Below are 19935 nucleotides of genomic sequence, written 5' to 3' on the forward strand. Positions count from 1 at the left end.
ATAGATACTATTGAAAAAAGTGATGGAGGATCTATCTGATGGATTTGAATAGCTTATACACCTTTAAAGAGGTAGTCAAATGGGGAAGCTATACACGTACTGGGGAAGAACTTGGATACGCGCAATCGAGTGTCACAACACAAATTAAGAAGTTAGAAGAGCATTACGGTGTAAAGTTGTTTGAACGGGTTGGGCGGACGATGAGGCTCACACAATCTGGTGAACAGCTTTATTTTTATGTTGATCAAATTCTTGCTCTTTTAGAAGAAGCGGAGGATCGGTTTACGCAGGATATCAATTTAAGAGGTACCGTTCGAGTGGGGATTGTTGAATCTCTCGCAGCTTATTTTATCACTCCTTTTATTAAAGACATCAAGGAGAAGCATCCGGAGCTCCGAATCTTGTTAGAATCAGGACTCTGTCCTAACTTGCGCGACGGCGTGATGGACGGGGCTTATGATGTAGCTGTGTTACTAGATCGTGTTCAGGAGCAACCTGACCTTGTCACGATTCCTGTTCGTAAAGAAGATATGGTGATGATTGCATCCCCGCGTCATCGGTTGAGCGGTCTAGCAAAGATGCCACTTAGCGAGATCGAGGAGGAGACCGTTATTTATACAGAAGAAGGGTGCTCATATCGTGTGTTGCTTGAACAAGCATTGAAGAATGGGAACGTACAACCAAAATCGATGCTTTCCTTCAGCAGTCTTGAAGCGATCAAACAGTGCGTAGCAGATGAACTTGGAATAGCTCTACTACCCCGAATCGCTGTGGAAGATGAACTGACGAATGGAAAATTAGTAGAGTTGCCATTTGAACAAGGGGAGATGGAGGTTTTCACTCAAATTGTTTATCAGAAAAAGAAGTGGATCTCGCCTTCTCTTCAGCAGCTTATCTCTTCGATTGAAAATGGATAGAAGATAATACTATCAATGTAAGTGATAATAAGTATTGAAATCTATCGATAACACTGTTCTTTCTTGTAGTGTTAAACTTACTAACGTAATCAAACTTAAAACTGAGGTGCTACCATGAATACATTTCTACAATACAATCCAACAAAGCTTTATTTCGGAAAAGGTCAGATGGAGCAGTTATCATCTGAAATCAAAAAGCAATCAAATGTGCTCGTCGTCTACGGAGGCGGAAGCATCAAGAAAAACGGCGTTTACGATAAGGTGATGGAGCAGCTATATTCTGTAGGAGCAGAGATTCATGAGTTATCAGGCGTAGAGCCAAATCCGCGGTTAACGACGGTGCGTAAAGGGGTCGAGATCTGTAAAAATGAAGGGATCGATTTTCTTTTAGCAGTAGGTGGAGGTAGTGTGATCGATTGTACGAAGGCAATCGCGATCGGTGCGAAGTATGATGGTGATGTGTGGGAGCTTATCACTCAGAAAGCGCCGATTGAGGACGCTCTACCGATTGGAACAGTGCTTACGCTAGCGGCTACTGGCTCAGAGATGAACTCCGTTTCAGTGATCACGAACTGGGAAACGAAAGATAAGCTCGGCTGGGGATCTGTTCATGTTTATCCTACGTTTTCGATTCTAGACCCTGAGAATACGTTCTCTGTACCAGAAAATCAGACGGTGTATGGTATCGTCGACAGCATGTCTCACGCGCTCGAGCACTACTTCCATCGAACGGAGAACACACCGATGATCGATGGATTCATCGAATCTCTTCTACGTACTGCGATTGAAACGGGGCCGAAGCTTGTAAACGACCTTCACTCGTATGAGCATCGAGAAACGATGATGTACATCAGTACGACAGCATTTAATGGGACGCTCATGAACGGTACCGACGGCGGAGACTGGGCGACACACCGCATCGAGCATGCGATTTCAGCTGTTTATGATATCCCGCACGGTGGAGGACTTGCGATTCTATTCCCAAACTGGCTCGAGCATGTGCTTGAAGAAGATCCATCTCGTGTGAAGCAGCTTGCGATTAACGTGTTGGATGTCAATCCATCAGGCAAGAGCGATGAAGAGGTTGCACGTGAAGGGGCGCGCAAACTTCGAGCGTTCTGGAACTCGATCGGAGCACCGAGCACGTTGCGTGATTATGACATCGATGACAGTGAGTTCGACACGATCGTAGAAAAGACGTTCATCAAGCCTGGAGTAGGGACGTATAAAGAGCTTGATGGTGAAAGTGTAATGGATATATTGAATCGTTCGAAGTAATGAATAGCTTTGAGCCACACCCTAATCTACTAAGATTTAGAGTGTGGCTTTTTCATTCCGCGTAGTTCTCCACGTTTCGACTGTAGATACTTTTTACCATTTTTATGGATATCAAGTCCTATCGTGTGACTTTCCAATTTGTGGGTGATAGTCTGGCAGTGGGATGATTTAGAATATTCTGAACAAGGAGGAGTTTTATGAAGAAGGTAGTTTCTACAGTCGTTACGCTTTTGATGGTGTTTGGTTTTGCTAACATTGCTTTTGCAGAAACTGACAAAGATTGTGGAGATTTTAGCACATGGCAAGAAGCCCAAACATTCTTTAACAACAATGACCCAGCAAACGATCCACATGACCTAGATCGAGATAATGACGGCATTGTGTGTGAAAGTTTAAGTGGCTATGACAGTACATACGTCGCTGGCACACCGGTAAATGGGTCTGACGACGCAACATCAGAGGACACTTCTGATGATGCTTCAGACGATTCAGCAACGGATGATACAACAGAAGCAAGTGACTCTGAAGAACAAGGCGATGAAATGCCAGACACTGCTACGAACTACCCTGCATTAATGATTTTAGGAATGCTAGTAATCGCGATTGGCGCATTACTTTTTGTTAAACGCAAAGCTCATGAATAAAGTGTAAATCATCCCAAATCAAAGACAGGCTAGCGCCTGTCTTTTTTGTGGTATCTTTCACAGGTACCACCCGTTTTTTGTCGAAAGAAATGTGGAATAGGAAAGAGAAATGTTAGTTATAGGAGCGTGAAGGTATGATTCAATTCCAGAAGAAGAATGTAACCGTGTTTCAAAGTTCGTTGTATATGACGACCTCAGCGGTGATCGAAACTGATGATGCTGTGATCTTGACTGATCCGAACTGGCTGCCTGTCGAGGTAGAGGGGATTAAGAAATACGTTGAAAGCATTCTCGGCAGCAAACAGCTATACATCATTTACACACATAACGACTATGACCATATCATCGGAGCTGGCGCGTTTTCTAATGCCGTCGTAATCGCTTCTGAAGCGTTCGCCGCTTACCCAGAGAAAGAGAAGATCGTTCAAGAAAACCGAGAGTTTGATGAAGCGCGTTATTTAGAACGCTCTTATGAGCATATTTATCCTGAAGTCGATGTAGTCGTGACGCATGACGAACAAAAGCTTGAAGTGGGAGACATCTCGTTAACGTTTTACAAAGCGCCGGGACACACAGACGATGGGATCTTCACCGTCGTCGAACCGTACGGCATCTTTCTGTCTGGTGATTATTTATCAGACGTTGAATTTCCGTTCATAACAGGAAGCTACCTTGATTATGTTCGTACGATCGAAAAAGCTGAGACAATTTTTTCGCGATACGATATTACTCTGCACGTGCCAGGACACGGTCGAACAACGGAAGAAAAGCGTGAAATGGAGAGCCGCCTCGACTTTTCGAAGCACTACCTTCAACAATTACCAAATGAAGATGATGGATTACGAGAACACATGAAGGAGAAGTTTACGTTCTTCAATTTTATGAGTGGTGTTCATGATGATAATAAAATGGTGGCTAAGCGGGAGCTCGGAAAGTGAAGCGGTATCTAGATATAAAGTATGAGGTGAGAGTCCTCCTTTCGAAGACTGAACGATGAGTCTTTTTGAAATAAGATAGAAGATAGAGAGGAGGAGTACGATGACGTTACCATATTGGGCACAGAGATATCTAGAACGATTAGGGGTCGAACAGGAGCCGCCTACATTACCTTTTCTTGAAAGAGTGTGTCGTGCACATCTAAACGCTGTCCCCTTTGAAAACATTAGTAAGCTTCTTTATTTGAGAGATTTTGAGAAAAATGGTTTTCATATTCCGCCGATCGACGTATACGTAGAAAACATGTTTCAGTTCGATTATGGCGGCACGTGTTACACCAACAATTCTCATGCCTTAACGCTATTAAACGAGTTAGGATTCGAAGGCTATCATGTACAGTTAGGTTCTTCTCATATCGGCATTATCATCGAGCTCGATGGAGAAAGGTGGTATGCGGATTTTGGTTCTGCCTCTCCTTTTTTCAAGCCGGTTAACTTTGAGAAGAATCATGATAACCTGACCGCATATGATATCGAGGAAATTAGAATTGTGCCGGATTTGAACCAAGAAGGCTTTTATCGATTCGTACGCTATCGACATGGCAAGGTTGTGAAAGATGACTGGGACTTCAAGCCTGATGAAGGGAAGGAGTTTGGAGAGTTTACTGAAACGGTTGCTCAATCCAATAAACCTGGTGCTTTCTTCCTTACACATTTACGCTGTCACCACTATCAGTTAGAACAAAACCGTACGCTTTCACTCATCAACAACAAGCTGTCGATCAAGTATAACGATCAGCGTGTGGAAGAAGTCGTTTTGAACACGTCAAAAGAAGTTAAGAAAATCATGGAGAAAGAATTTAACCTCCCTAACCTTCCTGTAAAAGAAGCGATCGATGTTTTAGGTGAATTAGGAGTCGATATTTTTAATAGAGAGAACGCAACGAAAGTTTAAGAAGTTTCGGTAGATACCATAATGTGGTAAAATATACGGTAAACACTGCATGAAAGGAGGGAATGCGGTGGGATTTATTATTGCTCTTTTAACGATCCTATCATCTGCAGGCTTCCTTTATTACATGGGGAAGTCAGGACAAAAGTGGGACATGAGTGAGGGTGAAGAGGAGTAACCTCTTCTCTTTTAATCGTGTTATTAGCGGATTTAACAAGTTGATTAGGAAAGCACATTCCAAGCTTAGGAATGTGCTTTTTTACGTTCTAGAATGAGCGTATTCTTGGGAAAGAAGACGAATTACAGTTATTATGTTAACATGGTACCTGTTGCATTTTTAGGGAATAAAAGGTTGAGGAGGGATTATATTGGATAAATGGTTGAAGTTTCTTGAGATTAATGCGCCGCGAATCTTTGATTTAACGATAGAACATGCCATCTTGGTCGGAGCAGCGATCCTTGTTGCACTATTGATCGGAGTTCCTCTTGGCATTTATTTAACAACGAATGATTATCTGGCCGAGACGGTTCTTCAGATTGCGTCAGTCATGTTGACGATCCCGAGTATCGCGCTATTCGGCGTTATGATTCCGATCTTTTCGATTGTGAACCTTGGTATTGGATTCGTGCCAGCTTTCGTTGCGCTAGTGTTATACGCGCAGCTACCCATTATACGGAATACATATACCGCAATCCGTAACGTAGATCCTGAGATGAGAGATGCAGCGATCGGGCTTGGGATGAAGCCGATTCAGAGGCTGTTTCGCGTCGAAATACCGAACGCTTTCCCTGTCATTATGGCAGGTATTCGAACGGCAGTCGTAATCAATATTGGGATCGGTGTAATCGCAGCTTATATCGGGGCAGGTGGTCTCGGCGTTCTGATCACGCAGGGAATCACGCGTGGAGATAATTACTTAATCATAACTGGGTCTGTTGCAGTAGCGATATTAGCAATGATCGCAGATGGATTCTTGATGTGGATTCAAAAAAGGTACACACCAAAAAGCATTGCGAATTAAAGAGTGAGGTGCAGAGATGATAACTTTCGATAAAACGACGAAAACATACGATGGCGGCGTCACTGCTGTTAAAGGTGTGGATTTTACAGTTGAAAAAGGAGAAATCGTTGTGTTGCTCGGACCATCTGGGTGTGGGAAAACAACGCTACTCCGGATGGTAAACCGTCTGGAATCGATATCTGATGGGAAGATCATGATCGATGGGGAAGATTCGATGTCACTAGATTCGATCGAATTACGAAGAAAGATCGGGTACGTGATTCAAAGTAACGGATTGTTCCCGAACATGACAATCGAAGAAAACGTCATGATCGTTCCAGACCTTCTAGGATGGAGCAAAAAGGATAAAAAAGAACGATTTAAAAAGTTGATGAACATGATCAGCATGGATAGTGAGAAGTTCGGTAAACGTTACCCGCATGAACTCTCTGGTGGACAGCAACAGCGAATCGGCGTTATCCGTGCGCTCGCTGCAGATCCTCCCGTTATGCTCATGGATGAACCGTTCGGTGCGCTCGATCCGATCATTCGTGAAAAGATTCAAGATGAATTTCTACAGATTCAAAACGAAGTGAAGAAAACGATTCTCTTCGTTAGTCATGATATCGATGAAGCGATCAGAATGGCGGATAAAATCGTGTTACTACGTGGAGGCGAGCTCATGCAGTACGACACACCATCCGAAATGCTCGTTCGACCGAAGAGTGAATTCGTTCGAGAATTTTTTGGAAAGGACCGTGCGATCAAGAGCTTGAGTCTTCATACCATCCGTGAGCTGCAAGACATCATCGGACTTGCGGAGTTTGATGAGAGCATCACGGATACGATCACGATCAACGTGAACCATGACCTTCGCAATACGCTCTCGATGCTATTAAACCAGGAAGCAGATCAGGTGATCGTTGTCGATGATGAAGGAACTAAGCTCGGTGCGATCACGATCGATATCGTGCAGAAGTATCTACACTTCGAGATCAAAGCGAAGCCGGCCCTGGTAGAGAAAGGGTGATGGTATGAATAAGAAGAAGGTTATTAGTCAGATCGTTCGCTATTCTGTTTATGGACTGGTCGCTTTGTTCTTTTTCTACGCGATCAGTAACAATTATTTTGGCTATATTTTCAGTGAAACATCGACGTTTCTATTACTTGTGAAGCAGCATATGCAGCTTGTCTTGCTATCATCTGGACTTGCATTGATCGTAGCGATCCCTGTTGGCATTCTTGTTACGAGGAAAAGCTTTCGACGAGCTGAGTGGATCGTTTCAAATACGGTGAACCTCGGTCAGACGATTCCGAGTCTCGCTGTACTCGCTTTGATGATCAGTATTCTTGGTATCGGATTTCAAACAGCGGTTTTCGCCCTGTTCGTTTATTCGCTGTTACCGATGTATCGAAATACAGTAGCTGGCATCGACTCGATCGATGAGAATTTAATCGATGCTGCAAGAGGGATGGGGATGAAGCCCCTTCAAATTCTTTTAAGAATCGAACTTCCAAATGCGGCGTACTCGATTTTAGCTGGTGTAAGAACAGCGATCGTATTGAACATCGGTACGGCAGCCCTTGCCTATGTTGTTGGAGGCGGAGGTCTTGGCGTTTGGATCTTCACTGGAATTCAACTTTTCGATAACGGCTACTTAATATCAGGGGCGATTCCTGTTACGCTACTCGCCATTTTTGTTGACTACTTACTGCGTCTACTCGAGCGACGAATCGTGCCAGAAGGATCTCGTCCACCGCAAGAATTGTAACGGTTATGACAGGAGGTGTTTTTTATGAAAAGAAAATTAATGAGCAGCGTCCTTATCGTCGCGATCATTTCGATGCTGACCTCTTGCTCCACACTCGGAATCGGTGGGAAGCAAGTTTCTGTTGGGGGTAAGAACTTTACTGAACAGTACCTTCTTTCTGAAATGACGACGTTCCTATTGGAGAAAGAGGGGTTTGATGTGAAGCAGATGAACAACCTTGGAAGCTCGGTTGTTCGAAAGGCACTCGAAAACGAACAGGTCGATTTGATGTGGGAATATACCGGAACAGCCCTCATCACGTACATGGGACAAGATAAGATCTCTGATCCAGTTAAGGCGTTCGATAAGGTAAAAGAACTCGATAAGAAGAATGAGATCGAGTGGACCAACATGTCTAACGTGAACAATACGTACGCGATTGCGATGAAAGAAGAGAAGGCAAAAGAACTCGGAATCGAATCGATCAGTGATCTCGCAGCGTATATCAATGAGAACCCAGGAGAGCTTTCAATCGCTTCAGATGCAGAATTCGCAAACCGACCGGACGGTATCCCTGGCGTAGAAAAAACGTATGGGTTTGAATTTGATTCTAGTCAAATCAAGCAGATGGACATTGGATTAACGCAACGAGCGCTGGATAATGGGCAGGTTGATCTCTCGGTTGCTTATGAAACAGATCCGACGATCGTAAAGTATGGCTTGGTTACATTAAAAGATGATAAGAACTTCTTCCCGCCGTACCGAGCAGCTCTAACGATCAATAAAGAAATCTATGAAAAATACCCAGAGATCGAGGAAATTACTGCACCACTAGCTGAAGAATTAAACAGCGACATCATGCGTGAGTTGAACTACAAAGTGGATATTGAAGGAAACCCTGTTTCGATCGTTGCACACGATTGGCTTGTGGAAAACGGCTTGCTAGAGGAATAGGGAGTAGGTGGCAGACATCAGCGTCTGTCACCTTTTTTATGAGATGGGGGAAAGCTGTTACGCGTTCGTTTTCCTAGAATAAGATAAAGAAGGTGAGGAGTGTGTGTAGAATGGAGGGGAACGGCGAAGGATTAATCGTTACAGGGGCATGGATTCAAACGATCGGGGCAGCGGTGGCAGCGATCGGCAACACGGTTGCTGCTATGGATAAAAGTGAAGAAGATGAACGAGTCAGCAGCGAACTTTATATTCTAGGTAACGCAGTCGAAGCGACGGGAAATTCCCTCCAAGCAATCGGTCAAACGAAAATCCAAGAAACTGAGGAAGAAACGCTTGGAATTGTAGGAGATTGGTTTCAGGCAGCTGGGAATATTGCAAACGTAGTCGGCGGAACGATCGTACTCAATGATGAAGTGGAGGAAGGACTAAAAATCGATATTCTTGGTGACGTCATCCAATCGATCGGGGCGAGCTTTGAAGCGCAAAGTTCTAGTTTACTAGATTCTGATTATGCGGCGCTCATTGCAGCAGGTCAGAGGGTGCAATCGATTTCTGTGGCGATCGAGGCAATTGGCCTCGTGTATATAACGAAAGGAAAAGATAAGGTAGGACAGCAGCTGATCGCGATCGGAAGCTATGGCCAAACAGCTGGTGCAGCGCTTTCTGCAATCGGGTATACGAAAGAATACAATCGACCGCGGTCATTTTATGACTGGAATAGCGGCTATTATTATTTGTAGGTAATGATTTTCTGAGAATATATGGAACTTCATGCGTTTAAAGTTCGTACATAGTAGTAGCGCTAGTTCTGGAGGTGGTTTAGTGGAGCTATTCGTGATCGAGTTGGGCTTTTTATTCTTTTCATATTTGGTCGGAGTGAAGAAGCAAACATACCTTCAGGGCTTAATGGCAAATACATAAGGACAAGTCGCTGCTAGGAATGGTAGTAGGAGGATGGTTACTCCTCCCGATAGGTTTCATCTTCATTTTACCTTATTTATGAGGGGATTGTGATTGGAAGTGCGATGGTGTTTCTCTTAACGAGCGTGTATGTGTTGATCAACAGAAAGCTGTGACCGGAGGTGTTTTTTTGATTGCAGAGATGTTTAAGCGTAGAGAAAAATACGCGTATTTAGGTTTGATTGTTGTCACTGTTTTTAGCGGTGTTTTTCTTGCTTTTAATTTGCCGAAGACGAACGGTGAGTGGGCAGAAATGCTCGTGTTGTTACTTCCAATTCTCTTCCTCGTCTTCATCGCATTAAACAGTCGTAAGAAATATAACGAGGTGAAAGGAGTAGATTTCCCCCAAGCGCATTCATCCCTTCTCGCGTGTGATCACCTTGTTTTAAAGCAAGATGCTGCTATGTTTCCTAGGCTTCTTTCGTTTGAAAAAGATGGGAGTTTCATAGGAGATTATCAGTTAATCGATGTAAAGTGGTGGCTATACCCTATCGCTCTTTTTCAGTCTTCGATGCTTTCCCTCATTCCACATCGGGTCGCTTTTTTATCGAACGAAGGTAAAAAGGTATTCTCTTTCAGGCGGGAAGGGTTTAAGAAAACAAAGGTCACGATTTATGATCATGAAGATCAGGTGATCGGTACATATGAACAAGAAGAGTTTAAGAGTTTGGTTAATCTGAATGGAGAATTAAAGGATGAGAATGGATCTGTCATTTTACAGGTAAAAGTTGCTGGGTTCTCTGGAGATTTTCATTTAAAAGATGAGGAAGGACATCGGTGGGCATATTTTTACAATGGTCGGTTTCCGCATGAGTATACAAAGATTTTTAAGGATATGGACAATGATATCGTTGAGGTCTCAAATCGGCTTTCAGAACGAGATAAAATTCGCTTACTAAGCTTCATAGGCTTTATTTTTATGGAGCGGAGTTTTAAGGGGCGATAAGATGGAGCGGCTACTTTAATGAAGAAAAGCTGGGTGATCTCAACGTGTCTTACAATTATCCTCATCTTCTCATTCATCCTTGCTACATGGAAACCGATCGCAGAAGAGCTCAAACTAGGGCTCGATCTGCAGGGTGGATTTGAAATTCTTTATGAAGTTCAGGATCCGTTTGAAGGAAGAAGCGTCGAAAAAGAGAAACTAGTAAAGCAGACCGCATCGATTATGCGAGATCGCGTCAATTTATTAGGAATAAGTGAACCGGTAATCCAAGTCGAAGATGAAGAACGCATTCGCGTTCAGCTCCCTGGCGTGCAGGATCAGAACGAGGCGCGTGACATCTTATCGATCGGAGGGAACATCACGATTCGGGATACGGATAACGATCTTATCCTATCTTCAGAAGAGTTTTCTTCTATTAAAATCGTTGAGGTGACAGAGGGTGAACCACCTCAGGTCACCATCAAGTTTCGTGAAGATGTAGATATGCAGCGCATTACAGAGAAGTACGAGGGAGAGACGCTTGTCCTTTGGCTCGATTATGTAAAAGGAGAATCTTACAGCGCGTCTCACCCTAACGTTATCTTTGATGGTGCTGTATCAATGGCGTGGGCTTACGACGGGGTTGCGCTCTCGAGTGATTTTACAAACGAAGAGGCGGATAAACTTGAGAAAGTACTCAGTACAGGTGACTTACCTGCGCCGATCGAAGAGATCTACTCTCGCTCTGTTGGAAGTCAACTCGGTGAGAAAGCACTGAACAATACGATGCTGTCATGTGGAATCGCGATACTCTTGATCTTTTTGTATATGGTTTGGAAGTACCGTTATCTGGGAGTGATTTCCGTTCTTTGCATGGTATGCTACCTCTATTTGACGTTCGCCATCTTTGTATTCTTAGAAGGCGTGCTCACGCTTACAGGGTTGGCAGCGTTTATTCTTGGCCTCGGGATGGCGGTCGATGCGTCGATTTTAACGTTTGAGCGTTTGCGGGAAATCAAGAGAGAGGGAGCTTCGTTCGAAACGCTCGTGATGGAAGCCTCGAACCGTTCCTTTACAACGATTGGGGATGCACAAGTAACGACCGCACTTGCTGCTTGTGGACTGTTTATCTTTGGTGTTGGCGCTGTAAAAGGGTTTGCGGTCATGCTATTCATCTCGATTGTTGCTGGCTTCTTAACCTGTTATGCACTGTTAAGACTGCTACTCTATATGATTGGTGAGGCGAGAATCGTAGAGTGGTATGAGAGAAGTAATAGAAAGGGTTGAAGAGATGAAGGCATTATTTTTACTGTATGATGGCTATGTAGAATGGGAAATCAGTACGCTTAGCTATATCTTTAGTGAAACGGACGTCGATATCGAGACCACCGCTCTATACCGTGAAGTGACGAATAGCGGGAAGTTCAATGTACGTGTTAGCAAGACCGTGAGCGAGTGTTCACCTGATGATTATGACATCTTAGTCATCCCTGGTGGTGATCCAGAGCCACTTTTAGAGGAAGAGAAGTTTTTGAACCTTATCCAGAGTTTTGATGAGAAAAAGAAGTGGATCGCGGCGATATGCGGAGCTTCAACATTCCTCGGCGCAAGTTCAGTGTTAGGAGATAGGGAGTATTCGACTTCCATTGAAATAGAAGAGTTTCCGACGATCCTTATCGTTGCAAACAAAAGCAAAGCTGATGTAACGGTTTGTGAAAACTTAATTACCGCTGAAGGAAATGCGTACATAGAATTTTCGGTAGCAGTCGCAAAACAGCTTGATCTGTTTGAGGATCGTGAAGATGAATTGGAAACGGTCTTGTTCTTTAAGAATCAGCTGAGAGGGTAGCGCTTTAGTAGAGGAGGGAACGGAGTGGAAACGTTTGAAGACTATCTTAGCAAAATCGAAGATCCTGAGCATCGGGCTCGAATGAATGAAGTGTTCGATTGGGTTGAGGAGAGGTATCCGAACCTAGAGCGAAGGGTTGCATGGAACGAGCCGATGTATACCGATCACGGCACGTTTATTATCGCTTTTAGTAAGGCGAAGAAGCACATGTCGGTCGCACCGGAGCGGGTCGTGATGGAGCGTTTCGCTGATGAAATCGCAGCAGCTGGATATGATGCCACAAAAGAGCTCTTGCGAATTCCGTGGAACAAACCGGTGGATTATGGGCTCCTTGAGAAGATGATCTCGTTTAATATTCGTGATAAAGCGGAATGTACGAGCTTTTGGAGGAAGTGACTGTGTTGAAGAGACGCCTGCTTTATGAGCAGACGTCTTTTTGTATACCTAGTTCTGTTCGACAGCATTCGAGCTAATCCGGGTGGTACCTGTCACCGTAGCTGTGCGGTGGTCAAAGACTCGCTTTGCTTTTCCTTCAGAGCGGGGAAGAGCCGACGGTTCTTTTAAGAAGACTTCCATCGAGACGAGTGCTTCGGTTTTCACCATCAACGCGATTCTTGACGTTAGCTCCTGTGCAGCTGGGTGGCTGAAGGTTTGATCATTAAGAGACTTATAGAATTGTTCTGATACCTCGACATGGAGTTCCACGTGATCCATAGGACCTTTCTTATGAAGGTGAATTTGGTAGTGAGGCACCAGTTCATTAAGGCTACAGATGAATCGTTCGATCTCAGATGGGAAGACGTTCACGCCACGAATAATCAGCATGTCATCGATTCTGCCTTTTACCCGGCTCATTCTCGTCGTCGTCCTACCACATTCACAAGGCTCGCGGGTTATCGAAGCGATATCTCCAGTTCGGTAACGGATCGTTGGTAACGCTTCTTTTGTAAGGCTGGTAAACACAAGCTCACCGTCTTGGCCGTCTTCAACAGGCTCTAGCGTATTTGGGTCAATCACTTCAACGAGAAAGTGGTCGTCAGCAATGTGAAGGCCATCCTGACAATCTACGCATTCTTGTGCAACGCCTGGGCCGATCACTTCACTGAGACCATAAATGTCAGTCGCTTTAAGGTCGAACATTCGCTCAATCTGACTCCTCATCCCTTCTGACCATGGTTCGGCACCTAGTATTGCGATTTCTAGCGAAGTCGAAGCAGGGTCGATTCCTTGTTGAATCATCGCTTCACCGATACTTAACAAGTAGGATGGCGTACAACAAATGATCCTCGGTTTAAAGTCTTGGATGAGTGAGATCTGCTTTACGGTGTTTCCGCCAGATACGGGAACGGTCGCACAGCCTAGTTTTTCTGATCCAACATGCAATCCGAGGCCTCCCGTAAAGAGTCCATATCCATAAGCATTATGAAGAATATCGCCTTTTCGACCGCCTGCTAACGCGATCGCTCGAGCGACGATTTCTCCCCAGCTCTCTAGATCGTTCTTCGTATAAGCGACTACCGTAGGCTTTCCGCTTGTTCCTGAGGAAGCATGGATCCGGACGATGTCTTCCATTGGACTTGCTAGTAGATTGAACGGGTAGTTTTCTCTAAGGTGATGTTTCTGCGTGAATGGGAGACGACGTAGATCGTCTAATGTTTGGATATCTTCTGGGGTGATATGAGCTTCCATGAATGAATCGCGGTAAAAAGGGACGTTTTGAAATGCATGATCGACAGTTTTCTGTAAACCTTTGACCTGATGTGTTTCCATCTCAGCTGATTTCCAACCTTCACACTCTGAGTAAATAGCCATTTCTCCATCTCCTTATATGAGAGTTTTTTCACGGCGTATGTATTGTGCGTTATATTTAAGGTAGTCCTTTATGGAAGCGCTGTCAATTTATTTTGAAAATTTAGACACCAATAAATTGGAAATAGTTCGAAAGTCGTTGTCTTCATGCATTCGACAAATTGCGGGCGGTACCAGGCACTGAGTTTTGTATAATTTTCGTGTGCTCATACGTTATACATAATGAAAACATTCTAAGGAGGATTCGATGGAAAGGTATCAGAAGGAAAAGGATCTACAGACCTTTACTGAGAGGAACCGTGATTTAAAGTCTGAATTCGATGGATTGATCGAAGAGTACAAACAAGATCTATGGAACTACTGCCATTATATTACAGGGTCACCGTGGGATGGAGAAGATCTATTCCAGGAAACGATGGTGAAAGCATTCGGTGGACTTTATCAAAGGTGGCATCCAACCAATCCTAATTCATATCTTTACCGTGTCGCAACAACGACGTGGATCGACCACTGTCGGAAGCAAAAGCGAATCGTTGGAACATTAGAAGAAGGGGACATGCCTACCGAGGAGTTTTCAGATCGATTAGAAGTGGAAGAAGCGCTGACGCATTTAGCAGAGCTTTTCACTCCAAGAGAGTCTGCTGCGTTCTTACTAAAAGAAGTTTTTTCTTTCAGTGCGAAAGAAGTTTCGGGAATCGTTCGAACAACGCCTGGAGCTGTGTATGCGAGTGTGAGACGGATGAAAGAAAAATTGCGCGAATCCAGCTTAGAAAAGCGCAGTAAGGAAAACGTTGACCATAACAATCCAGTGATTAAGAAATACTTGAAGGCGCTAACCGATGGAGACGTTGATGCTGTATTAAGCCTCTTTAGTGAAGATGCGCAAAGCGATGTAGGTTTAGGGTTTCAAGAATATTCAAAGAGCGAGATGCGTTCTGGGTCTATGCAATTTGGGTTGCCTGGTTTCCGAGCAGAACCGTTAATACTATGGGAGAAGCCGGTTATCGTGGTCTTTTATGATGGAGACGATGAACCGAAAATACATGATATTCAATATCAAGAGGTTGAAAATGATAAGATCGTATACCACCGTAGCTTCTACTTCAGGAAAGAAATGATTGTTGCTGCAGCGAAGGAGCTAGGATTTCCGCCACAGGTGAATAAGCCAGCTGCAGATTGGTAAAGGGAAGGTGCCTGGTACCGCCCGCTTTTGCTCGATGATTGTCGAACGAGAGCGGGCAGGTTTTTTGTTGATTTTGTTGAACGTGTTTTAGAGAAGGAAATGAGTACCGAAATAGGAGATGTGATATGAGTGATAGCTGGGATAACTGTTCAAACGACGTGAAAGAGTTTGTAAGAAACATAGTAGAAGAAATGAAAGTCATTTTAAAGGATGGCTTTGTTGGCTTTTATATTCATGGTTCTCTCGCCATGGGTGGGTTCAATCCGGCGAGAAGCGATGTTGATATTCTTGTTGTAACGAAAAGAGAGTTAACAATTAAAGAGAACGAGAAGCTAGCAACATACCTCTTAAAGGCTTCAAACAACCCATATCCAATTGAAATTAGTATTCTCACACTAGAGCATTTACGAGTATGGAAGCATCCGTGTTTTTATGAGTTTCACTATAGTGAGGACTGGCGTGAGCGATATGAGTTTGCAATACAACATGAAGATATCCAGTACATTGCAGACTTGAAAGGAGAGGACCCTGATCTAGCTGCACACCTCACAATTTTAAACTCCAGAGGGGTCAGTATTGAGGGACCTCCGATCAATGAGCTTTTCCCTATGATTCCGTCCAAAGACTATGTCGCTTCTATTCTATATGATTATGATGACTGTCTAGATGACATAGAGGAAAATCCAGTGTACTGTGTGCTAAATATCGTACGCGTTTATCGGTACTTACTCGATGGAGTGATCTCATCAAAACAAGAAGCAGGGATCTGGGGCAGGAATGAGTTTACTGTAGATATCGGGAGAACGATCGAAAAGGCCTACGAAAATTATACAGGTTTGAAAGAGCGTTACTTTGAGAGAAGCGAACTTTCAGCAGTGAGAGAATATTTTCGGCCAAGAGTTAAGAGTTTGATTAACTATAAGGAGGGCATGTGATGCTCGAACGAATCGATACGTTTTGTTTAAGAGTACGTGATGTTGAGCGAGCAAGTGAGTGGTATCAAAAGAATCTAGGTTTGAAAGAGACCTTTCGTGATGATGGGTATCGCATTTTAAGTGTGGGTGATAGTAGCGTTCCAATCACGATTGAGGAAGGTGAACCGTCTAAATCTAAGCACCAGAACTATCCGATCTTCTTCACATCAGCGATTACAGAGACTTATGAAACTTTTAAGAGTCGAGGTGTTGAGGTAAGCGAGCTGCAGCGTGATGAAGTGAATACGTTTTTCGACCTTTATGACCTTGATGGAAATCGAATGCAAGTTTGTTTCTGGGAGTAAAAAGGAGTGGGGCGAAATGCAAGTTAAACGGATTGTAGCCAATATTGAAGCGTATGATTTGGCGAAAGCAAAGGCGTTTTACGGAGATCTACTCGGTCTCGATGAAGTGATGAATCTTGGTTGGATCGCGACGTATGGTTCAGAGGAGAAAATGTCGGTGCAAATCAATGCAGCTATAGATGGAGGTTCCAATATTCCTACTCCAGATCTTTCTATTGAAGTGGATGATCTAGAGGAAGCACTTTGGGTGATGAAAGAAGCGGGAGTTTGAGCATGGTCCAGTAGACGAGCCATGGGGAGTCAGGCGTTTCTTCGTAAGGGATCCTTTTGGAAAGATGCTCAATATTCTTTGTCATGCTAATGTATGATGGAGTTTACCAGTTAAGTAGAATGCTGCATTTATTTGATTAATATGGAGGTAAAGTGATGAAGACAGAAAAACAAAAGATGCTAGACGGAGAACTGTACAATCCAGGTGACGAAGAACTAATTATCGATCGCCTTCATGCTCGTCGAATGACGAGATTGTATAATCAAACGATTGAAACAGATCACAAAGAGCGCTCACGGCTAATAAAAGAACTATTTGGTTCTACGAAGGAAAACGTGGGCATTGAACCAAGGTTTAAATGTGATTATGGGTACAATATACACGTTGGAGAAAATTTCTTTATGAATTTTGATTGTGTGATTCTTGATATTTGTGAGGTGCGTTTTGGAGATAATTGTATGTTAGGGCCAGGGGTTCACATTTATGGTGCGACGCATCCTCTAGATCCAGTCGAACGTAATTCTGGAAAAGAATATGGAAAACCAATCATCTTCGGTGATAACGTGTGGATTGGAGGAGGTGCCATCATTAATCCAGGAGTTACGGTTGGAGATAATGTTGTCATCGCTTCCGGAGCAGTCGTAACAAAAGACGTTCCAGACAACGTAGTCGTTGGAGGAAATCCAGCGAAGAAGATAAGAGAGGTGCCCCACCGTTCGACAAATAGCGGGTGGTGACAGGTACCACGAAAGAAAGAGGGGTACTATGCCAGATTTAAAGAACCAAATTATCCTTATCACAGGCGCCAACAGAGGTCAGGGGCGAGCGATTGCGGAGCACCTCGTAACGATCGGTGCAACAGTTGTTGTCGCGGCCCGAAACTTTGAAAGTGCAAAGGCCGTTTGTGATGAGCTAGGTGAGGAACGAGCTTACCCGATACAGCTAGATGTTACGAGTGAACAACAATGGAAGGAGGCTATGGCTGAGATAGAAGAAAAGTTCGGGAAGTTAGATGCTCTCGTGAACAATGCTGGCGTCCTAAAACGAAAAGCGTTTCAAGAAATAACCGTTGAAGACTACCAGGAACTCATCAATGTAAACCAGCTCGGTGTATTTCTCGGCATGCAGGCAGCTCTACCTTTAATGGAAAAACAGCAGAAAGGATCGATCATTAACAACGTCTCGATCTCTGCGTTTGCACCGATCGGGAAGTCCACTGCCTATGCTGCGACAAAAGCGGCTGTTGTAGCCATGTCAAAAGCAGCAGCCATCGAAGTAGGGCCTAAAGGAATTCGCGTGAACATGATCCACCCAGGTGGAGTGGAAACCGAAATGGCAACACAGGGGCAAGGTGTACCATCTTTCTATGAATCGATTCCTCTTGGTCGAATCGGCCAGCCTATCGAGATCGCAAGAGCTGTTGCCTTTCTTGCTTCAGACGAAAGCTCTTATTGCACAGGAACTGAAATTGTTGTGGATGGGGGCATGACGCTAGGATCTGCGAATGTGTAGTACAGAATCGGTCGGCCGCAGCTTTCTTTCTTCGATGAAATTTGGCAGTGAGAAGCAAAGAAGCGCTTATCGTGCAATCGATGAATTAGGGATTATGGAGGATCTAAAAGCATTTCATCCAGTACTATGTGGAACCATTCCGATCGGGATCGACCTCGAAGATTCCGATCTTGATATTGTGTTCGAAGTGAATGATGCTGAAGAGTTCGAGTGGAGAGTTACAGAATTATATGGGGCGAATGATGACTTCAGATTAAAGAGAACGACGATCAGAGGGAAAGCCATCATTAAAGCGAATTTTTGGTTTCAAGGGTTCGAATTTGAACTGTTCGGACAAGCGGAACGAGTACATAACCAATATGCGTATCTTCACATGGTGATCGAGTATGAGCTTATGAAGAAGCAACCGGGTTTGAGGGAAAGTGTGGTCCACCTTAAAAAACAAGGATACAAAACAGAGCCAGCTTTTTGTAGATTGCTTGGAATTGAAGGTGATCCGTACGAAGGGATGATTGACTATGGTAAAGAGTTTGAAATAATCTAAACGATTGCTTTAAGCAAGAAGGAGGGGAGATACCTCCTTCTTTTCTTTGAGAATCGAGAGTTTCATATGGAATTTTATGCTAAAATTATGGTGGAGATTCTTCGACAATATATCGCAAAAAACGGGTGGTGACAGGTACCATGAATGAGCTTCTTTCATGGGTTGAAGACATTAAGAACAAAAATGCTAGTACAGCTGCTTCACTTCTTATTATTAGAAACAACGAAATTCTATTCGAACATTATAGTGGGACACACAACAACACGAACGGTGCTCGTAAGGTCGATCAGCATTCACGGTTCAACGTCGCATCTGCAAGGAAAAGCTATCTTGGTCTTGCTGTTGCGTTTGCTGTCTATGATGGAAAGATTACGAGTTTAGATGATTTTGCAAGAGACTACTTCTCAGAGTTAGATCCTGAGTTGCTCGGCGCAACAACCATTCGGCATCTCGTTACACATTCACATGGCCTAGATGAGGACGCAGATGGTAACGTATACAGAGAGTTCGAACCTGGAGAAAACTGGGCTTATCGAAACATCAATGTTGTCATGATGACAAAGCTCATCCACCGTCTTTACGGTAGATCCTTCCCTGAACTCTTAAAAGAACGAGTCTTTGAACCACTTAATTTTACGAAGACACGGTGGGAGGTTTCGGATGCCGAGGACCTCGTCAGGGTGATCGTAGATCCTAATCAAGAAGGGGAACGTGCATTAGGGACAGTAGAAGATGGTCTAGATAAAAATCTCTTCGTAAACACTAGAGAGTTTGCAGAGTGGGGTAATCTTCTTCTAAACAGAGGAAGTGTGAATGGGAAACAAGTCGTGCCAGAAGAGGTAATTGATCTGGCAACGACTATTCAAAATCCACCTTACACTGATAAGGAACTACCGCAGAATGGCTTTTTCTGGTACGTTCAAGACGTTCCGCGTGAACGGAGTGAGCTAGGCAGCCGTGTTCCTAGCGGGTCTTATCAAATTCTTGGTGTAACAGGACCGACGCTTCTCGTCATTCCTGAATACGATGTCGTTGTCGCGAAGATGTACAGTAAGCGGTATAACTATGGTGGTGAAAACTACTTATACTATTTAAAAGAGTTTAGTAATCTTGTAGCAGATGCGTTTAACAGGTAAAGGAATACATAATAAGAAAGTTAGAGGAGGATATC

The 19935-nt window shown here is 43.9% G+C and carries 22 protein-coding genes and 1 pseudogene; 22 read left to right on the plus strand and 1 reads right to left on the minus strand.

Annotated features, from left to right (window positions below):
• The first annotated feature begins 38 nt into the window (after positions 1-38).
• From ACXAHI_RS15825 to ACXAHI_RS15890, 14 genes are all read left to right on the plus strand, one after another.
• Positions 39-917 (plus strand): LysR family transcriptional regulator, encoded by an 879-nt coding sequence (locus ACXAHI_RS15825; protein WP_474849468.1) that lies wholly within the window; start codon positions 39-41, stop codon positions 915-917.
• Between the two features lie 114 nt (positions 918-1031).
• A complete protein-coding gene (locus tag ACXAHI_RS15830) occupies positions 1032-2195 on the plus strand; it encodes an iron-containing alcohol dehydrogenase (protein WP_474849470.1) in 1164 nt (387 codons plus the stop codon).
• Positions 2196-2392: 197 nt separating this feature from the next.
• Positions 2393-2839, plus strand: coding sequence for an excalibur calcium-binding domain-containing protein (locus ACXAHI_RS15835; protein ID WP_474849472.1), 447 nt, complete (start codon positions 2393-2395; stop codon positions 2837-2839).
• Between the two features lie 134 nt (positions 2840-2973).
• Positions 2974-3777 carry an MBL fold metallo-hydrolase gene (locus ACXAHI_RS15840; protein WP_474849474.1) on the plus strand — a complete coding sequence of 268 codons (804 nt, stop codon included), beginning with the start codon at positions 2974-2976 and terminating at the stop codon, positions 3775-3777.
• A gap of 100 nt (positions 3778-3877) precedes the next feature.
• The gene (locus tag ACXAHI_RS15845; RefSeq protein WP_474849476.1) at positions 3878-4729 is read left to right on the plus strand and encodes an arylamine N-acetyltransferase; all 852 of its coding nucleotides are present in this window, start codon (positions 3878-3880) and stop codon (positions 4727-4729) included.
• Between the two features lie 365 nt (positions 4730-5094).
• A complete protein-coding gene (locus ACXAHI_RS15850; protein ID WP_270181338.1) occupies positions 5095-5748 on the plus strand; it encodes an ABC transporter permease in 654 nt (217 codons plus the stop codon).
• Positions 5749-5764: 16 nt separating this feature from the next.
• On the plus strand, positions 5765-6757 hold the full coding sequence (locus ACXAHI_RS15855) for an ABC transporter ATP-binding protein (protein WP_474849478.1): 993 nt from the start codon (positions 5765-5767) through the stop codon (positions 6755-6757).
• A gap of 4 nt (positions 6758-6761) precedes the next feature.
• Complete coding sequence (locus ACXAHI_RS15860; RefSeq protein WP_270181340.1) at positions 6762-7499, plus strand: ABC transporter permease; 738 nt, start codon at positions 6762-6764, stop codon at positions 7497-7499.
• A 24-nt stretch (positions 7500-7523) separates the two neighbouring features.
• Positions 7524-8432: a glycine betaine ABC transporter substrate-binding protein gene (locus ACXAHI_RS15865; protein ID WP_474849480.1), complete on the plus strand. Its 909-nt coding sequence runs from the start codon at positions 7524-7526 to the stop codon at positions 8430-8432.
• Between the two features lie 110 nt (positions 8433-8542).
• A complete protein-coding gene (locus ACXAHI_RS15870; protein ID WP_474849482.1) occupies positions 8543-9172 on the plus strand; it encodes a DUF6944 family repetitive protein in 630 nt (209 codons plus the stop codon).
• Between the two features lie 350 nt (positions 9173-9522).
• Complete coding sequence (locus ACXAHI_RS15875; protein WP_474849484.1) at positions 9523-10338, plus strand: hypothetical protein; 816 nt, start codon at positions 9523-9525, stop codon at positions 10336-10338.
• Between the two features lie 18 nt (positions 10339-10356).
• Complete coding sequence (locus ACXAHI_RS15880; RefSeq protein WP_474849486.1) at positions 10357-11604, plus strand: SecD/SecF family protein translocase subunit; 1248 nt, start codon at positions 10357-10359, stop codon at positions 11602-11604.
• A gap of 4 nt (positions 11605-11608) precedes the next feature.
• On the plus strand, positions 11609-12166 hold the full coding sequence (locus tag ACXAHI_RS15885; RefSeq protein WP_474849488.1) for a DJ-1/PfpI family protein: 558 nt from the start codon (positions 11609-11611) through the stop codon (positions 12164-12166).
• A 24-nt stretch (positions 12167-12190) separates the two neighbouring features.
• A complete protein-coding gene (locus tag ACXAHI_RS15890; protein WP_474849490.1) occupies positions 12191-12562 on the plus strand; it encodes an iron chaperone in 372 nt (123 codons plus the stop codon).
• A 48-nt stretch (positions 12563-12610) separates the two neighbouring features.
• Here ACXAHI_RS15890 and ACXAHI_RS15895 read toward each other — a convergent pair whose 3' ends face one another.
• Complete coding sequence (locus ACXAHI_RS15895) at positions 12611-13978, minus strand: LuxE/PaaK family acyltransferase (RefSeq protein ID WP_474849492.1); 1368 nt, start codon at positions 13976-13978, stop codon at positions 12611-12613.
• Between the two features lie 244 nt (positions 13979-14222).
• On the opposite strand from ACXAHI_RS15895, the gene ACXAHI_RS15900 reads away from it, so the two are divergent.
• From ACXAHI_RS15900 to ACXAHI_RS15935, 8 genes and pseudogenes are all read left to right on the plus strand, one after another.
• Positions 14223-15158, plus strand: coding sequence for a sigma-70 family RNA polymerase sigma factor (locus ACXAHI_RS15900; protein WP_474849494.1), 936 nt, complete (start codon positions 14223-14225; stop codon positions 15156-15158).
• 125 nt (positions 15159-15283) lie between these two features.
• Positions 15284-16093 carry an aminoglycoside adenylyltransferase domain-containing protein gene (locus ACXAHI_RS15905; RefSeq protein ID WP_474849496.1) on the plus strand — a complete coding sequence of 270 codons (810 nt, stop codon included), beginning with the start codon at positions 15284-15286 and terminating at the stop codon, positions 16091-16093.
• The gene (locus ACXAHI_RS15910; protein ID WP_474849498.1) at positions 16093-16437 is read left to right on the plus strand and encodes a VOC family protein; all 345 of its coding nucleotides are present in this window, start codon (positions 16093-16095) and stop codon (positions 16435-16437) included. The genes ACXAHI_RS15905 and ACXAHI_RS15910 overlap by 1 nt, the downstream gene beginning before the upstream one ends.
• A 16-nt stretch (positions 16438-16453) precedes the next feature.
• Positions 16454-16805, plus strand: a pseudogene (locus ACXAHI_RS15915) (VOC family protein).
• 58 nt (positions 16806-16863) lie between these two features.
• The gene (locus ACXAHI_RS15920; RefSeq protein WP_474849500.1) at positions 16864-17445 is read left to right on the plus strand and encodes a sugar O-acetyltransferase; all 582 of its coding nucleotides are present in this window, start codon (positions 16864-16866) and stop codon (positions 17443-17445) included.
• Between the two features lie 28 nt (positions 17446-17473).
• Positions 17474-18220, plus strand: a complete 747-nt coding sequence (locus ACXAHI_RS15925) for an SDR family NAD(P)-dependent oxidoreductase (RefSeq protein ID WP_474849501.1) — start codon at positions 17474-17476, stop codon at positions 18218-18220.
• On the plus strand, positions 18213-18764 hold the full coding sequence (locus ACXAHI_RS15930) for a DUF4269 domain-containing protein (protein WP_474849502.1): 552 nt from the start codon (positions 18213-18215) through the stop codon (positions 18762-18764). The genes ACXAHI_RS15925 and ACXAHI_RS15930 overlap by 8 nt, the downstream gene beginning before the upstream one ends.
• 140 nt (positions 18765-18904) lie before the next feature.
• Positions 18905-19900: a serine hydrolase domain-containing protein gene (locus ACXAHI_RS15935; protein WP_474849503.1), complete on the plus strand. Its 996-nt coding sequence runs from the start codon at positions 18905-18907 to the stop codon at positions 19898-19900.
• Positions 19901-19935: the final 35 nt, after the last annotated feature.

The sequence above is a fragment of the Anaerobacillus sp. ABD4_527 genome, from assembly GCF_056160805.1.

Coding starts and splice junctions, on each gene's coding strand:
- ACXAHI_RS15825 (WP_474849468.1), top strand. CDS start 39: ATGGATTTGAATAGCTTATACACCTTTAAAGAGGTAGTCAAATGGGGA.
- ACXAHI_RS15830 (WP_474849470.1), top strand. CDS start 1,032: ATGAATACATTTCTACAATACAATCCAACAAAGCTTTATTTCGGAAAA.
- ACXAHI_RS15835 (WP_474849472.1), top strand. CDS start 2,393: ATGAAGAAGGTAGTTTCTACAGTCGTTACGCTTTTGATGGTGTTTGGT.
- ACXAHI_RS15840 (WP_474849474.1), top strand. CDS start 2,974: ATGATTCAATTCCAGAAGAAGAATGTAACCGTGTTTCAAAGTTCGTTG.
- ACXAHI_RS15845 (WP_474849476.1), top strand. CDS start 3,878: ATGACGTTACCATATTGGGCACAGAGATATCTAGAACGATTAGGGGTC.
- ACXAHI_RS15855 (WP_474849478.1), top strand. CDS start 5,765: ATGATAACTTTCGATAAAACGACGAAAACATACGATGGCGGCGTCACT.
- ACXAHI_RS15860 (WP_270181340.1), top strand. CDS start 6,762: ATGAATAAGAAGAAGGTTATTAGTCAGATCGTTCGCTATTCTGTTTAT.
- ACXAHI_RS15865 (WP_474849480.1), top strand. CDS start 7,524: ATGAAAAGAAAATTAATGAGCAGCGTCCTTATCGTCGCGATCATTTCG.
- ACXAHI_RS15870 (WP_474849482.1), top strand. CDS start 8,543: ATGGAGGGGAACGGCGAAGGATTAATCGTTACAGGGGCATGGATTCAA.
- ACXAHI_RS15880 (WP_474849486.1), top strand. CDS start 10,357: ATGAAGAAAAGCTGGGTGATCTCAACGTGTCTTACAATTATCCTCATC.
- ACXAHI_RS15885 (WP_474849488.1), top strand. CDS start 11,609: ATGAAGGCATTATTTTTACTGTATGATGGCTATGTAGAATGGGAAATC.
- ACXAHI_RS15895 (WP_474849492.1), bottom strand. CDS start 13,978: ATGGCTATTTACTCAGAGTGTGAAGGTTGGAAATCAGCTGAGATGGAA.
- ACXAHI_RS15900 (WP_474849494.1), top strand. CDS start 14,223: ATGGAAAGGTATCAGAAGGAAAAGGATCTACAGACCTTTACTGAGAGG.
- ACXAHI_RS15905 (WP_474849496.1), top strand. CDS start 15,284: ATGAGTGATAGCTGGGATAACTGTTCAAACGACGTGAAAGAGTTTGTA.
- ACXAHI_RS15910 (WP_474849498.1), top strand. CDS start 16,093: ATGCTCGAACGAATCGATACGTTTTGTTTAAGAGTACGTGATGTTGAG.
- ACXAHI_RS15920 (WP_474849500.1), top strand. CDS start 16,864: ATGAAGACAGAAAAACAAAAGATGCTAGACGGAGAACTGTACAATCCA.
- ACXAHI_RS15925 (WP_474849501.1), top strand. CDS start 17,474: ATGCCAGATTTAAAGAACCAAATTATCCTTATCACAGGCGCCAACAGA.
- ACXAHI_RS15930 (WP_474849502.1), top strand. CDS start 18,213: ATGTGTAGTACAGAATCGGTCGGCCGCAGCTTTCTTTCTTCGATGAAA.
- ACXAHI_RS15935 (WP_474849503.1), top strand. CDS start 18,905: ATGAATGAGCTTCTTTCATGGGTTGAAGACATTAAGAACAAAAATGCT.